At 69.4% G+C, this 12,429-nt stretch carries 15 protein-coding genes; 8 read left to right on the top strand and 7 right to left on the bottom strand.

Annotated features, from left to right (window positions below):
- Positions 1–19 precede the first annotated feature (19 nt).
- The gene (locus tag JKL49_RS07120; RefSeq protein ID WP_347340364.1) at positions 20–379 is read right to left on the bottom strand and encodes a c-type cytochrome; all 360 of its coding nucleotides are present in this window, start codon (positions 377–379) and stop codon (positions 20–22) included.
- A gap of 25 nt (positions 380–404) precedes the next feature.
- A complete protein-coding gene (locus tag JKL49_RS07115; protein WP_215339347.1) occupies positions 405–767 on the bottom strand; it encodes a DUF983 domain-containing protein in 363 nt (120 codons plus the stop codon).
- A 188-nt stretch (positions 768–955) separates the two neighbouring features.
- Here JKL49_RS07115 and JKL49_RS07110 point away from each other — a divergent pair, with 188 nt between their 5' ends.
- Positions 956–2,329 (top strand): aminotransferase-like domain-containing protein, encoded by a 1,374-nt coding sequence (locus tag JKL49_RS07110; protein WP_249778044.1) that lies wholly within the window; start codon positions 956–958, stop codon positions 2,327–2,329.
- Positions 2,330–2,336: 7 nt separating this feature from the next.
- Here the strand turns inward: JKL49_RS07110 and JKL49_RS07105 are convergent, their stop codons facing one another.
- Entirely contained in the window at positions 2,337–2,720 is a 384-nt protein-coding gene (locus tag JKL49_RS07105) for a limonene-1,2-epoxide hydrolase family protein (RefSeq protein ID WP_215339343.1), read from the bottom strand.
- Between the two features lie 226 nt (positions 2,721–2,946).
- Between JKL49_RS07105 and JKL49_RS07100 the strand changes: the two genes are divergently transcribed.
- Positions 2,947–3,366, top strand: a complete 420-nt coding sequence (locus JKL49_RS07100; protein WP_215339341.1) for a hypothetical protein — start codon at positions 2,947–2,949, stop codon at positions 3,364–3,366.
- 36 nt (positions 3,367–3,402) lie between these two features.
- Here the strand turns inward: JKL49_RS07100 and JKL49_RS07095 are convergent, their stop codons facing one another.
- Positions 3,403–4,317, bottom strand: a complete 915-nt coding sequence (locus JKL49_RS07095; RefSeq protein WP_215339339.1) for a hypothetical protein — start codon at positions 4,315–4,317, stop codon at positions 3,403–3,405.
- Positions 4,318–4,419: 102 nt separating this feature from the next.
- Here JKL49_RS07095 and JKL49_RS07090 point away from each other — a divergent pair, with 102 nt between their 5' ends.
- A complete protein-coding gene (locus JKL49_RS07090) occupies positions 4,420–4,668 on the top strand; it encodes a GlsB/YeaQ/YmgE family stress response membrane protein (RefSeq protein WP_215339337.1) in 249 nt (82 codons plus the stop codon).
- A 126-nt stretch (positions 4,669–4,794) separates the two neighbouring features.
- Here the strand turns inward: JKL49_RS07090 and JKL49_RS07085 are convergent, their stop codons facing one another.
- Genes JKL49_RS07085 through JKL49_RS07075 form a run of 3 tightly spaced genes read right to left on the bottom strand, consistent with a single transcriptional unit; the run spans position 4,795 to position 6,228 of the window.
- Positions 4,795–5,079 (bottom strand): hypothetical protein, encoded by a 285-nt coding sequence (locus JKL49_RS07085; RefSeq protein WP_215339335.1) that lies wholly within the window; start codon positions 5,077–5,079, stop codon positions 4,795–4,797.
- A gap of 5 nt (positions 5,080–5,084) precedes the next feature.
- Positions 5,085–5,609 (bottom strand): DUF1003 domain-containing protein, encoded by a 525-nt coding sequence (locus JKL49_RS07080; RefSeq protein WP_215339333.1) that lies wholly within the window; start codon positions 5,607–5,609, stop codon positions 5,085–5,087.
- Positions 5,610–5,613: 4 nt separating this feature from the next.
- Positions 5,614–6,228 (bottom strand): hypothetical protein, encoded by a 615-nt coding sequence (locus tag JKL49_RS07075; protein WP_215339331.1) that lies wholly within the window; start codon positions 6,226–6,228, stop codon positions 5,614–5,616.
- Between the two features lie 156 nt (positions 6,229–6,384).
- Here JKL49_RS07075 and JKL49_RS07070 point away from each other — a divergent pair, with 156 nt between their 5' ends.
- The 5 genes from JKL49_RS07070 (at position 6,385) to JKL49_RS07050 (ending at position 12,429) form a co-directional block, all read left to right on the top strand.
- Positions 6,385–7,731: a spinster family MFS transporter gene (locus JKL49_RS07070; RefSeq protein ID WP_215339329.1), complete on the top strand. Its 1,347-nt coding sequence runs from the start codon at positions 6,385–6,387 to the stop codon at positions 7,729–7,731.
- Positions 7,732–7,821: 90 nt separating this feature from the next.
- Positions 7,822–10,245 (top strand): beta strand repeat-containing protein, encoded by a 2,424-nt coding sequence (locus JKL49_RS07065; RefSeq protein WP_215339327.1) that lies wholly within the window; start codon positions 7,822–7,824, stop codon positions 10,243–10,245.
- An 80-nt stretch (positions 10,246–10,325) separates the two neighbouring features.
- Positions 10,326–10,955, top strand: a complete 630-nt coding sequence (locus tag JKL49_RS07060) for a TetR/AcrR family transcriptional regulator (protein WP_215339325.1) — start codon at positions 10,326–10,328, stop codon at positions 10,953–10,955.
- Positions 10,939–11,466, top strand: a complete 528-nt coding sequence (gene fabA / locus JKL49_RS07055; RefSeq protein ID WP_215339323.1) for a bifunctional 3-hydroxydecanoyl-ACP dehydratase/trans-2-decenoyl-ACP isomerase — start codon at positions 10,939–10,941, stop codon at positions 11,464–11,466. The genes JKL49_RS07060 and fabA overlap by 17 nt, the downstream gene beginning before the upstream one ends.
- Before the next feature lie 60 nt (positions 11,467–11,526).
- On the top strand, positions 11,527–12,429 hold the full coding sequence (locus JKL49_RS07050) for a DsbA family protein (RefSeq protein WP_215339322.1): 903 nt from the start codon (positions 11,527–11,529) through the stop codon (positions 12,427–12,429).

Genomic DNA, 12,429 nt, shown 5'->3' with positions numbered 1-12,429 from the left:
GTTATGCACACTTTAGGAATCAGGGGGTGGGCTTGGCGGTCCCCGACTGGATCCGGGTCAGGTAATCGATCACGGCGGTGACGTCGTCGGGGGCGAACTTGAACTCCGGCATCTGGGGGTGTCCCACCAGGATTCCCTCGGCCAGGGCCTCCCCCAGGTTTTCCACCGGGTACCTCTTGTACAGGTCGCGGAACGGCGGCGCGGTCGGCTCGGAACTGGGGCCGGTGGCCGCCAGCGAATGGCAGCGGTTGCAGTGCTTCAGCACCAGATCCCGCCCCCGGTCGGCCGAGGCGTCGGTGGCCACGTCCTGGGCCAGGGCCTGGGCGGAGATCAGGGCGCCGGCCAGCATGGCAGACAGCATCAGAGCGGTTCGAGCCACGGACATCTCCAGGCCCCGGCGAAGGCTACTGCGTGGTGGTCGCCCGGGCGCTCCACTGTACCCCGATGAAGGCCCCCTTCACCACCGGCAGCAGCGCCAGGGTGGCCAGCGTCACCAGAGACAGGGTGAAGGGCAGCACGAAGGCCACCGGCGCCTGCCAGATGAACGGGAAGCAGAGCAGCGGGGCAACCACCAGGTGGCCCACCAGCACGATGGTGAAATAGGCCGGTCCGTCGTCGGCGCGGTAGGCGGCGTTGTCGTGACCGCAGGCCTCGCAGGTGGATTGCACCGCGAGGTAGCCGCGGAACAGACTGCCCTCGCCGCAGTTGGGGCAACGGCGTTGCAGGCCCCGCTTGAAGCCTTCACTGGCGGACCGCTTGGCGTCCATGTCGCTTGATCCCTCAAAGCCCGCGTCCGCTCAGGACGCAGGAGGGATATAGGGCGCCATCAATCTACATTCAATATTGATTGCATGTATTCGCACCAAGATGCCTTCACAGCATGAATCTATCATTCACACGGCGCTTGCGTTGATAGGCGATGACCCATACAATATCTGAATGTATGGAAACCACCATGAGCGATGACTGGCACCCTGATCTCGCCCGCGCGGCGGGGCCGGTCTATCTGGCCATCGCCGAGGCCATCGCCGGCGACATGGCGGCGGGCCGGCTGGCGCCCGGCGGCCGGCTGCCGCCGCAGCGGACGCTCGCCCAGCGTCTGGGCATCGACTTCACCACCGTCAGCCGCGCCTATGCCGAGGCGCGTCGGCGCGGCCTGGTGGAGGGGCGCGTGGGACAGGGCACCTATGTGCGGGGCGCCGAGCCGACGGCGCCGCCCGCCGGGCCCGTCGACCTCAGCATGAACCTGCCGCCGCACTTCGAGGACGCCGCCCTGACGGCGCGGATGTGGCGCGAGGCCGGCGAACTTCAGGCCACGGGCCTCGATTTGTTGCTGCGCTATCAGGAGGCGGGCGGGGCGCTCGCCGATCGCGAGGCCGGCGCCCTGTGGCTGAAGGACCGCCTTCCCGGCCTCGACCCCGACCGCGTCACCGTCTGCCCCGGCGCCCAGAGCGCCCTGCTGGCGGTGATCGGAACCCTGGCGGCGCCCGGCGACGTCATCTGCGCCGAGGCGCTCACCTATCCCGGCCTCAAGGCCCTGGCCGCCCAGCTTCGTGTGACCATCGTCGGTCTGGCCATGGACGCCGAGGGCATTCTGCCCGGCGCCTTCGAGGCTGCCTGCCGCGAGCATACGGTCAAGGCCCTGTGCTGCACGCCAACCCTGCAGAACCCCACCACCGCCACCATGTCCCTGGCGCGGCGCGAGGCCCTGGTCGCCATCGCCCGCGCCCACGGCGTCCCCATCGTCGAGGACGACGCCTACGGCCTGCTGCCGGAGAACGCGCCGCCGTCCGTGGCCGCCCTGGCGCCCGAGCTCACCTTCCACATCGCGGGCCTGGCCAAGCACGTCTCGCCGGCCCTGCGGATCGCCTACCTCGTGGCGCCGGATAATCGCTCGGGGGCCAAGGTGCGCGCCGCGATCCGGGCGACCGCCGCCATGGCCTCGCCGCTCACCGCCGCCATCGCCACGCGCTGGATCACGGGCGGAACCGCCTACAAGGTCCGCGACGCCATCCGCGCCGAGGCCCGCGCCCGCCAGCGCCTGGCCGCGCGCCTGCTGCCGGCGGGAAGCTTCGACGCCCATCCCGACGGCTTCCATCTGTGGCTGACCCTGCCAGCCGGCTGGACGCGAGGGGAGTTCGCGATCCAGCTGCGCGCCAGCGGCATGGGGGTGGTGGTCTCCGACGCCTTCGCCACCATCGCGGGCCCGCCCGAAGCCGTCCGCATCGGGCTCGGCGGTCCCGCCTCACGCGTCCAGATCGAGCGCGCGCTGACCGCCATCGCCGATACCCTCGACGGCGCCCCGGTGATGACCTCGGCGGCGGTCTAGAGGCGCGTCAGGCCGCGGGCCACTGGGACATGATGGTGGTGATGTCGAAATAGTCGCGCCAGACAGCAATGCGGCCATCATGGACCTCAAAGACCCCGGTCACCGGGAGCTCGACCCACTTGTCGGCGAGGCGATGGCGGTCCAGGCGCTCCATGAAGACCATCGGCCCGCTCGAAGCCTCTCGCAGAATCCTGAACTCGTTCTCCAGGGTCGGGGCGAAGAAGGGTTCCAGCACGCCCCGGATGCCGGCCGGCCCCCGCACCACGCCGAGCGGCGGGGGGTTGGTATATTCGCAGGTGTCAGTGACCAGCTTCAGGGCGCTGTCGTAGTCCAGCCGCTCCATGTCCCTCAGGAACTGGCGAACAATCTCGGCGGGGGATGATGCATCCATGGGATTCTCCAATGCTCGGTTCACATCCACCTGTCTGATCCGCCTGCGCCTCCGCAATTACCTCAGGGGTCATCAAGCGGCCGCGGAGGCTCGAAACAGGGTCTCAATCGGAAGTTCGTCGGCGGTGACGTCCTGCGGCGGAGGCCATTCAATAACCCGGCAGGTAGTTGCCGAGCTTTGATCCCCGCGTCAGCCTGCGGGTGCATCGTCAACCTGGAGCCGCGCCATGTCCCGCAAGTTTCATAAGGCCTGGCTGAAGGTGACGGCCCTGGTCGTCGGATCCTTCGGCCCGATCTTCTTCCTGGGAACCCTGCCGGCGACGCACGAGCCGGCCCGCCTCACCCTGGATATCCTCAGCTGGCCCCTTGATGGCGCCACCAGCTACGCGTCCCCAGACACCCGATTTCTCTCGGCCCTGACCGGCGGCTTCCTGCTCGGCTGGGGGGTCATGATCTGGTGTCTCTCGTCGTGGGTCTACGACGCCGCGCCCGAGGCAGTGCGTCGTACCGTTCTGACCGGCCTGCTCGCCTGGTTCTTCCTCGACAGCGCCGGATCGATCGCGTCAGGCAATCCCTCGAACGCCGGCTTCAACGTGCTGGTTCTGCTGCTGGCGGTCGGGCCTCTCTGGCGGCCGGCCAGGGACTGACCGCGCGCCGCCGCCCTCGAACCATCTAGCCGAGCCCTAGACCAGCCGCGTCACCACCGTCGAGCTCTCGATGGGCAGGCCGCCGCCGTAGCCGTCAAAGGTGCGGCTTTCGACGCGGTAGCCGTCCCCCAGCACCGCCTCCAGGAACGGCAGGGCCGGGGCGTAGGCGAAGCGGCCGCCGACCTTCAGCGACACCAGAATCCGCATGTAGGCCCGGGCGTAGTCGAAGGCCAGTTCGTGGTCGGACAGGTGGTGATGCAGGAAGTGCAGGGAGAAGCCGAGGTGGGAGATCACTGTCCCCCAGATCCCCCGCCCATAGTCCTGGGTCAGCCAGTCGGCCTGGACCACGCCTGGCGCCTGGGCGTCGCGGTCCATGCCAACGCCCTCGATCCCGGCGGCGCGCAGATACTCCACCAGGGCGGCGGTGGCCCCGCAGCCGACGTCGAGCACGGGGGTCTCAACGCGATCCAGGCCCAGCACCGCAATCTGCAGGGCCGGAGAATACTCCGCCTGCACCGTGTCATGCAGCCGCGCGCCGAAGGCCACCTTCAGGGCCAGGGCCAGCCGCTGGTGATGCTCGGCGAACAGCTCGGGCAGGCCGGCCGTGATCTCGTCCTGCGACCGCGCCTCGGCCAGCAGCTCGGCGGTGTCGGAGAGGGCCCGGGCATAGACCTGACCCAGTTCCGCGCGAGTTTCCGCCCTCGCGTACAGGAACTGGTTGTGCCGATGCAGCCAGCGGACCAGCTGGTCGGCGAGGTCGCCCGCCGCCGCGGCCGAAGCCAGCCACGGCCCCAGCACCTCGCGATAGGCCCACAGGTGGACCGGCAGGTCGGCCTCGACGGCGGTCAGCTCGGCCTGGCCGTCCGCGACGGTGTCAAGGCTCAGGCGGGTGTTGGCGATCCGACGACGGATGCGCCGCCACAGGCCGACCAGGGCTTGGGTGTCATTCATGCGCCTCGCCTCTCATCTGGCGCGCGCCGATGCAAGTCGATCTGAACCTTGGCCGCAGATCCGCGTTCACCTCCCGTCAAATCATCAGAGAGGGCTAACATCATGAGTGGCGTAGGAATTCTCGGCGCGATCATCATCGGCATCTTGGCCGGCTGGATCGCGGAACAACTCATGGGCCGCAAGCACGGCCTGCTCACCAACATGATCGTCGGCCTGGTGGGCGCCCTGCTGGGCGGCTTCATCGCCGGCGCGCTCGGCATCAGCTTCGGCGGCATCATCGGCAGCCTGGTGATCTCCACCCTCGGCGCGATGCTGCTGCTGTTCCTGCTCAGCGCCGTTCGCGGCCGCTAGACGATCACGGCATCCCGGACGCCGACAGGCGATCCGGGACCCAGGGGCTCAGCATACCGCCCCTGGGTCCCGGCTCTCCGCTACGCTGCGGCCGGGATGACGTCTTGGGTTTGGTCTATCGACTCCTCAGACCTTCGACAGCCGCCGGCGGTTGGCGCGCACCTTGCGGCGATAGTGGGCCACCGTCTTGGCCGCCGCCCCGTGCGGAGTGATCCCCAGGCCGCCGGTCATGGCGCGCATCTGCAGGGCGAGCGTCGAGGCGATCTTCTCATTGATCATCAGGGCGGCCTCGGTCTGGGCCGCCGGTCCGCCCGCCGCCATCTTCAGGGTGCGCAGGCCGATCACCGAGGACGCCTCCACGCCTAAGGACCAGGTGTCCATCGTCAGCTTCATCCACGGGTTGGCGCGCATGGGGCTTAGTCCTTCTTCAGGACGGCGGGCCGCGCCGTACGGTTTTCGATCTCGGAAAGCACGCTAGCCGCATCCGTGGGCTTGCCCATGGCTTCGGACTCCTCGTCGCGACGATCGGCGATGGATGGCGCATCCCGACGCAGTTCTTCCAGCAGCGAGATGATCTTGGCGCTCTTCTGCTCGTTCAGCAGGGCCAGTTCGAGGGTCAGCTTCTCGCGGCGTTCGGCCAGACGGTCGTCCCGGCTCTGGGTCACCAAGATCAACAGGGTCACCAACAAGGCCGCCAGGGTCGCCCCCAGCTCCAGACCCACAAAATCCGGGTCGGGCCAGCCTGGCCCGAAGCGGTTGCCAAGGATCCACGCCGTCACCGCCAGGATCAGCAGCACCATGGCCGGCGGCTTGGCCAGCAGGCCGGTGACGCCGTCGAGGCCCCGCTGCAGGACCCCCGCTGCCTGGTGGTGATCCTGGTGCAGCTTTGCGACGGCTTCGACCGTCTCCTCGACGTTGTCGTCCAGGGCGTCGGAACTCATGACATCACGGCTGGACCGGCTTCAGGCCGCTGGTGGCGATGTGCCACTTGCGCTGTTCGGCCGTGGAGCCGGGGACATCATTGACGCGCTTGAGGGTGATCACGCCCTTGAGATTGAACGGTTCGCCGGTCTTCAGGCGGCCAAAGGCGATGGCCGGGACCTCGACATAGGACGAGCCCGCCGCGCCCTCCATCTCGCCCGGCGCGCCGACATTGCCGTAGTACTGGGAATACTTGTCGAAGCTGGCGGCGAACTGCTCGACCGTCATGCCGCTGGCCTTGCCGCCGTCGCCCCACAGAGCCCAGGCCTTGGCGTACTTCTTCTCACCGATCAGGGCGTAATAGGTCTGCACCACATTGGCCGCGCCCTGGGCGCTCTGCGGGGTGAAGGGGGCCTCGGAGATCGGAGTCCTGTCGTCGGGCAGGCCGGCGGGCGAGCCCGGCGCGGGGGCCTCTACCGGCGCACTTGGATCTTGGACAGGAACCGGGGTCGGCACTGGGGCGGGCGCCTCAGGCACCGTGGCCGGGAACTGGGCCGGCGGCGTCGCGGGCTTTTGCGGACTGCAGGCGGCGAGCGCGAGCGCGGCGGCGCCGGCGAGCAGGAGGCGGGAAGCGGCCATGGGAATCCTTGTTCGACGTCAGCACCCTTAACGCGCGAGCCGCCAAAGAGGTGCGTCACTTCGAGGCGTCTATCGCCGGGCGGTCAAGGACGGTGGCGCATCGCCCTCAACTGAGCCAATCTGACGCCAACGATAAAAAAGTCAGGGAGTGAGACCATGGTCGACGCTGTCGCCCCCGCCGCCATACCGGTGGAAACCCGCACCCCCTTCGACGCCCGATACCGGGCCTTCGCGCTCTCGATCCTGCTGGGCGCCTACATCCTGTCCTTCCTGGACCGGCAGGTGGTCTCGATCCTGGCCGAGCCGATCAAACAGGATCTGGGCCTGGCCGACTGGCAGCTGGGCATGCTGACCGGCCTGGCCTTCGCGCTCTTTTATACGACGCTCGGCATCCCGATCGCCCGGCTGGCCGAGCGGTTCTCCCGGCCCTGGATCATCGCCGGCTGCATGGCGCTGTGGAGCCTGTTCACCGTGCTCAGCGGCCGGGCCCAGACCTTCCCGCAGATGCTGGTGGCGCGCATGGGGGTCGGCTTCGGCGAGGCCGGCTGCAACCCCTGCGCCCACTCGCTGATCGCCGACTATACCCCCAAGGAAAAGCGCGCCTCGGCGCTCGCCACCTATTCGCTCGGCATCCCCATCGGCAGCCTACTGGGGCTGGTGATGGGCGGGTTGATCGCCGACGCCTATGGCTGGCGCGCGGCCTTCCTGGTGGCGGGCGCGCCGGGCCTGGTGCTGGCCCTGGTGGCGGGGATCTTCCTGAAGGAGCCGCGCAAGCACATGGCGGCGATCGCCACGACCCAGGTGGAGGCCGCCCCGCCGCTGTCGGCCGCGCTGAAGGTGCTGGCCGGCAAGCCCACCTTCTGGCTGATGGCGGTGGCCGCGGGGATCATGGCCTTCGTGGGCTACGGCCAGGGCGCCTTCAACGCCGCCTTCTTCCTGCGCCTGCACGGCGACCAGCTGGCCGCGCTGGCCGCGCCCTTCGGCCTGAAGTCGGCCGGGTTCCTGGGTCTGGCGCTGGGGCTGATCGGCGGGGCGGCCGGCATCATCGGCACCCTGCTGGGGGGCTGGTTCGCCGACATCGCCGCCCGCAAGGACGCCCGCGGGTACGCTGTCGTCCCGGCGGCCGCCGCGGTCCTGGCCCTGCCCTCCTACTACTTCATCTACACCGTGGCCGACCCGATGACGGCGCTGTGGCTCAACATCATCCCCAGCGTCCTGGGCTCGCTCTGGTACGGCCCGGTCTTCGCCACCGCCCAGAGCGTGGTCCCGGCCCATACCCGCGCCACGGCGGCGGCCCTGCTGCTGCTGGTGCTGAACCTGATCGGCCTGGGCCTGGGCCCGCTGTTCGTCGGCGCGCTGAGCGACGGCCTGTCCAACCTCGCCCACTTCGGACCGTCCGAGGGGCTGCGTTGGGCCCTGGTGCTGACCTCGCTCTTCACCCTGCTCAGCGCCGCCATCTTCTGGATGGCCCGCAAGACGATGGTGCGCGACCTGGTGAGCTGAAGGCGCCACCACCTGAAATGGCCACTCCCCCGGCCGTGAATCACTCGACGGTTGATCATCGCTTAAGCGTGACGCGCTAGGATCGCCGTCATGCCGATCTCGTATCTCTCGGCTGCGCAGATCTCCGCCCTCTCGGCGACGGTCCTGCAGTCGCTCTCGACCACGAAGACGCAGCAGCTCACCTCGACCCAGGTGGGCGCCCTCAGCGTGACCGGAATCGAGAGCCTGTCGGTCAGCCAGGTCGCGGCCCTGTCGGCGACCCAGGTCAAGGGCCTGAAGGCGACGCAGATCTCGCACTTCTCCAGCTCGGTGGTGTTCAATACCGCCCAACTGACGGCATTGAGCGCCTCCCAGGTGGGCGGCCTGAGCGCCAGCCAGATCGCGGCGCTGGACACCACCCGCATCGCCGCCCTGGCCGCCACCCAGGTGGGCGGCCTGTCGGCGGCCGGTCTTTCGGGTCTCAACGCCACCCAGATCTCCGCGCTGTCGGCCACCCAGGTGAAGGGGCTGACCACCAGCCAGATCAAGGGCCTGACCGCCGCCGATATCGACGAGTTCAACCTCACCCAGATCGGCGGCTTCACCGCCACCCAGATCGGCGTGCTGGCCACCACCCACCTGGCGCAGTTCGACGCCACCGAGATGGCCAGTCTTTCGGCCACCCAGGTGAAGGGCCTCAACACCCTGCAGCTGCGCGACATGGACTCAGCCACCCTGGGCAGGCTCACCGCCAGCCAGGTCGGCGCCCTGTCGTCGACCCAGGTCGGGGCCATCGCCGCCACCAATTTCGCGGCCCTGGCGCCGGGGGCCCTGGCGGCCCTGTCGGCCACCCAGATCGCCGGTCTCTCCTCGTCGGGTCTGTCGGCCCTCGACACCACCCAGATCGCCGCGCTCACCACCACCCAGGTCCAGGGCCTCACCGCCACCCAGGTGCGTGGCCTGGAGACCACCGACTTCGGCAAGTTCACCTCCGGGCAGATCGGGGCGCTGACGGCCACCCAGTTCGGCGCGCTGTCGGCCACCAACCTGGCCGGCCTGGACCAGACGCAGGTCCGCGGCCTGACCACCACCCAGACCGGCGGCTTCACCGCCACCCAGATGGCCAGCCTGTCGGACGCCGACTTCGCCGAGTTGGCTACGACCCAGGTCGCGGCCCTGACCGCCACCCAGGTGGGCGGCTTGTCGATCACCAACCTGACCGGGCTGTCGGCCACCCAGTTCGCAGCCCTGGACCCCAGCAAGATCCGCGGCCTCACCGCCAGCCAGCTGGGTGGCCTGGGGGCCACCGACTTCGCGCGGTTCACACCGACCCAGATCGTCAGCCTGTCAGCCGCCCAGATCGGCGCTCTGTCGGCCACCAACGTCTCCTCGCTGAACGCCACGGTGATCCAGCAGCTCAGCAACACCCAGCTGCAAGGCCTCACCGCCTTCCAGGTCCGGGCCCTGACCTCCACCGACGTGCAAGAATTCACCGCCACCCAGATCAAGGGCTTCACGCCGGCCCAGTTCGGCTCGCTGTCGGCCAACGCCCTGCCGGCCCTGTTCGACACCCAGTTCGAGGGGCTCAGCGCCCTGCAGATCGGCGGGCTCTCGGCCTCCGGCGTCGCGGCGCTCAACGACACCCAGATCGGCTGGCTCTCAACGACCCAGCTGCGCGGCATCAGCACCACGGCGCTGGGGGACCTGTCCTCCACCGACTTCGGCCGGTTCAGCCCGGTGCAGATCGGCAGCCTGACGCCGGCCCAGCTCGGAGCCCTATCCTCCACCAACCTGTCGGTCCTCGACGCCACCCAGGTCACCGACCTCACCACCACCCAGGTCAAGGCGCTCACCGCCACCCAGCTCGCCGGGCTCTCGGCCACCGACCTCGGCGAGTTCGCCCTGACCCAGCTCGGCGCCATGTCGGCGACCCAGATCAACGCCTTCGGCGCCGGCGCCCTGGCCGCCCTGGACGAGACCCGGCTGGGGGCGCTCACCGCCCTGCAGATCGGCGGGCTGACCGCCACCAACCTCTCGGCCTTGACGCAAACCCAGGTGGCGGGCCTCAGCGCGACCCAGATCCAGGGCATCAGCGCCGCCAACATCCGCGGCCTCAGCGCCACCGACTTCGGCGAACTGACCGCCACCCAGCTCACGCGCCTGACCGCCGGCCAGGTGGGGGCGCTCACCACCACCAACCTGTTTGGCCTGTCTGAGACCCAGTTCGGGACCCTGGCCGCCACCCAGATCGCCGGCCTGACGACGACCCAGCTCTCGGCCCTCGACACCACCCAGTTCCAGAGCTTCACGACCGGCCAGATCGCCGCCCTGCCCGGCGCGCAGATCGGATCGCTCTCCACCACAGTGATCGGGGCGCTCACCACAACCCAGGTCCAGGCCTTCACGGCCACCCAGATCCCCAGGCTGACGGTGACGCAGGTGCGCCAGCTGACCTCGACCCTGGTGGCGGCCATGACGCCGGCCCAGGTCAACGCCTTCACCGTCCTGCAAATCCAGAACCTACCGCCCGCCTGACGGGGCTGATCGCCGATTGGGGCTTGTGGTTCGCGCGTCCGTGCGTTTGAATTGAATTCAGTTCAATTTCAGGACCCGCCATGAGCATCCCCAAGATCGGCGCCTCGGAACGGCTGATCCGTGCGGCCCAGGAGGAGCTGATCGCCAGCCACGGCCTGCTGGAGATGCAGGCGGTGGCCAAGCGGGCCAAGGTCTCGGTGGGGCTGGCCTATCACCACTTCGGTTCCAAGGCCGGGCTGATCGCCGCCGTGGTGGAGGGGTTCTACAACCGGCTTGAAGACGCCGCCTTCAGCCCCTCCAAGCTGGTGTCGCCCGACTGGGCGGGCCGCGAGAAGGAGCGGATCGCAGCCTATATCGCCTTCCACTACGACCATCCCTTCGCCCCCCTGGTCGTGGGGCCGTTGAGCCGCGCGCCCGAGGTGCTGGATGTCGAGCAGGCCTTCACCCGCCGGCAGTTGACGGCCGGGGCCTACAACCTGCGGGCCGGTCAGCGGGACGGGGTGATCCCCTCCGACCTCGACCCGCGGCTGACCATCGCCCTGCTGATCGGCGGTATCCGCCAGGCGCTCATCGCGACGCTGACCACCGACAATCGGCGCGACCGCGGCGAGCTGACCGAGAAGATCTGGGTCTTCGTCTGCGGCGGCCTGCGCCTGCCCGTCCCCGAGGCGCTTCCAGAAAGGAACCGACGCCGTGGCCAGTCCGCATGAATTCCATCAGCCGAAGTCCAGCTACAGCCGCGACGACCTGATCGCCTCCAGCCGAGGCGGCTATTTCGGCCCCGGCAATGCGCAGCTCCCCGCGCCGCCGATGCTGATGATGGACCGGATCACGCAGCTGAGCCTGGACGGCGGCGCGTTCGGCAAGGGCCACGCCATCGCCGAACTGGATATCACCCCGGACCTCTGGTTCTTCGCCTGCCACTTCCCTGGCGACCCGGTCATGCCCGGCTGCCTGGGGCTGGACGCCATGTGGCAGTTGGTCGGCTACTGGCTGGGCTGGTCAGGATCGCCCGGCAAGGGCCGGGCCATCGGCGGGGAGGTCCGTTTCCGGAGCGACATCACGCCGGCGACGAAGCTGGTGCGCTACGAAGTGAGCCTGCGGCAGGTCCGGCGCGGCGCACTGGCGCTGGGGGTGGCGGAGGGCAAGCTGTTCGCCGACGACATGCTGGCCTATGTCGCCACCGACCTGAGGGTGGGGATGATCGGTTCCACGAACTGAGGTCTGTGATAGCCTTTCCACACGCTCCACAGAGGGCGGCTCAAGGGAAGGACGCGCGTCATGACCGACCGCATCGAGGCGATCGAATATACCGACGCCGTCTGCTCCACCGCCTGGGGCGCCGAGCCGCTGCTGCGGCTGCTGGACTGGCGTCACGGCCACCACCTCACCTGGCGCAAGGTCATGGGCGGGCTGGTGGGCGACGCCGCCACCGGCAAGGACGACTGGGACAGGGTCAGCGCGGCAGGCCCCATGCGCGCCTACTGGAAGCGGGTCTGGGCGCTGACCGGCATGCCCTATCCCAACCCCATGCACCTGATGCTGCAGTCCACCGACCCGATGGGCGCAGCGGTGAAGGCGGCCGAGCTGCAGGGCCAGGACGTGGCCCACGCCGTCCTGCGCCGCTTCCGCGAGCAGATCTTCATCTTCGGCCTGGGCCCGCAGACCCCCGACGAGTTCGAGGCGGCGACGCAAGGCGTGCCCGGCCTGGACCAGGCCCGCTGGCGCGCCGACCAGGCCAGCGCCGCGACGGCGGCCGCCTACCGCGCCGATTGGGAGGAAACCCGCGCGCCGAACGCCTATGTGCGCAACCTCAAGCACGACAGCCCGATGAACGGCGAGCTCAAGCACTCCGAGGGCCACGACCGCTACGCCCTGCCGACCCTCATCTTCCGGGGTCCGAACGGCGACCAGACCGTCGCCGGCTGGGTCGGCTACGAAGAGTACGTCGCCGCCCTGGAGGCCGCCCTGCCGGGCGCCACCGCCGATCCGCGCCCCGACCCGACGCCGGAGGAGGCCTTCGCCCGCTGGCCGGTGCTGACCGCCAAGGAACTGGCCGTGCTCTGCGGCGAGAGCGCAGCGCCGCCGGCTGGCGTGGTCACCTACGACTGGGGCGACGGCCTGGTCTATTTCACCGCCGCCGAGGCCAAGGCGCGGGGGCTGGCGGAACGCGTCAAGGCCTAG

The sequence above is a fragment of the Phenylobacterium glaciei genome (assembly GCF_016772415.1).
Classification (GTDB): Bacteria; Pseudomonadota; Alphaproteobacteria; order Caulobacterales; family Caulobacteraceae; genus Phenylobacterium; species Phenylobacterium glaciei.
This window is presented reverse-complemented; position numbering and strand designations above follow the sequence as displayed.

What these genes read in the sequence shown, in the direction of transcription:
- JKL49_RS07115 (WP_215339347.1), bottom strand. Translation starts at nt 767, where the DNA reads ATGGACGCCAAGCGGTCCGCCAGTGAAGGCTTCAAGCGGGGCCTGCAA.
- JKL49_RS07110 (WP_249778044.1), top strand. Translation starts at nt 956, where the DNA reads ATGAGCGATGACTGGCACCCTGATCTCGCCCGCGCGGCGGGGCCGGTC.
- JKL49_RS07105 (WP_215339343.1), bottom strand. Translation starts at nt 2,720, where the DNA reads ATGGATGCATCATCCCCCGCCGAGATTGTTCGCCAGTTCCTGAGGGAC.
- JKL49_RS07100 (WP_215339341.1), top strand. Translation starts at nt 2,947, where the DNA reads ATGTCCCGCAAGTTTCATAAGGCCTGGCTGAAGGTGACGGCCCTGGTC.
- JKL49_RS07095 (WP_215339339.1), bottom strand. Translation starts at nt 4,317, where the DNA reads ATGAATGACACCCAAGCCCTGGTCGGCCTGTGGCGGCGCATCCGTCGT.
- JKL49_RS07090 (WP_215339337.1), top strand. Translation starts at nt 4,420, where the DNA reads ATGAGTGGCGTAGGAATTCTCGGCGCGATCATCATCGGCATCTTGGCC.
- JKL49_RS07085 (WP_215339335.1), bottom strand. Translation starts at nt 5,079, where the DNA reads ATGCGCGCCAACCCGTGGATGAAGCTGACGATGGACACCTGGTCCTTA.
- JKL49_RS07080 (WP_215339333.1), bottom strand. Translation starts at nt 5,609, where the DNA reads ATGAGTTCCGACGCCCTGGACGACAACGTCGAGGAGACGGTCGAAGCC.
- JKL49_RS07075 (WP_215339331.1), bottom strand. Translation starts at nt 6,228, where the DNA reads ATGGCCGCTTCCCGCCTCCTGCTCGCCGGCGCCGCCGCGCTCGCGCTC.
- JKL49_RS07070 (WP_215339329.1), top strand. Translation starts at nt 6,385, where the DNA reads ATGGTCGACGCTGTCGCCCCCGCCGCCATACCGGTGGAAACCCGCACC.
- JKL49_RS07065 (WP_215339327.1), top strand. Translation starts at nt 7,822, where the DNA reads ATGCCGATCTCGTATCTCTCGGCTGCGCAGATCTCCGCCCTCTCGGCG.
- JKL49_RS07060 (WP_215339325.1), top strand. Translation starts at nt 10,326, where the DNA reads ATGAGCATCCCCAAGATCGGCGCCTCGGAACGGCTGATCCGTGCGGCC.
- JKL49_RS07050 (WP_215339322.1), top strand. Translation starts at nt 11,527, where the DNA reads ATGACCGACCGCATCGAGGCGATCGAATATACCGACGCCGTCTGCTCC.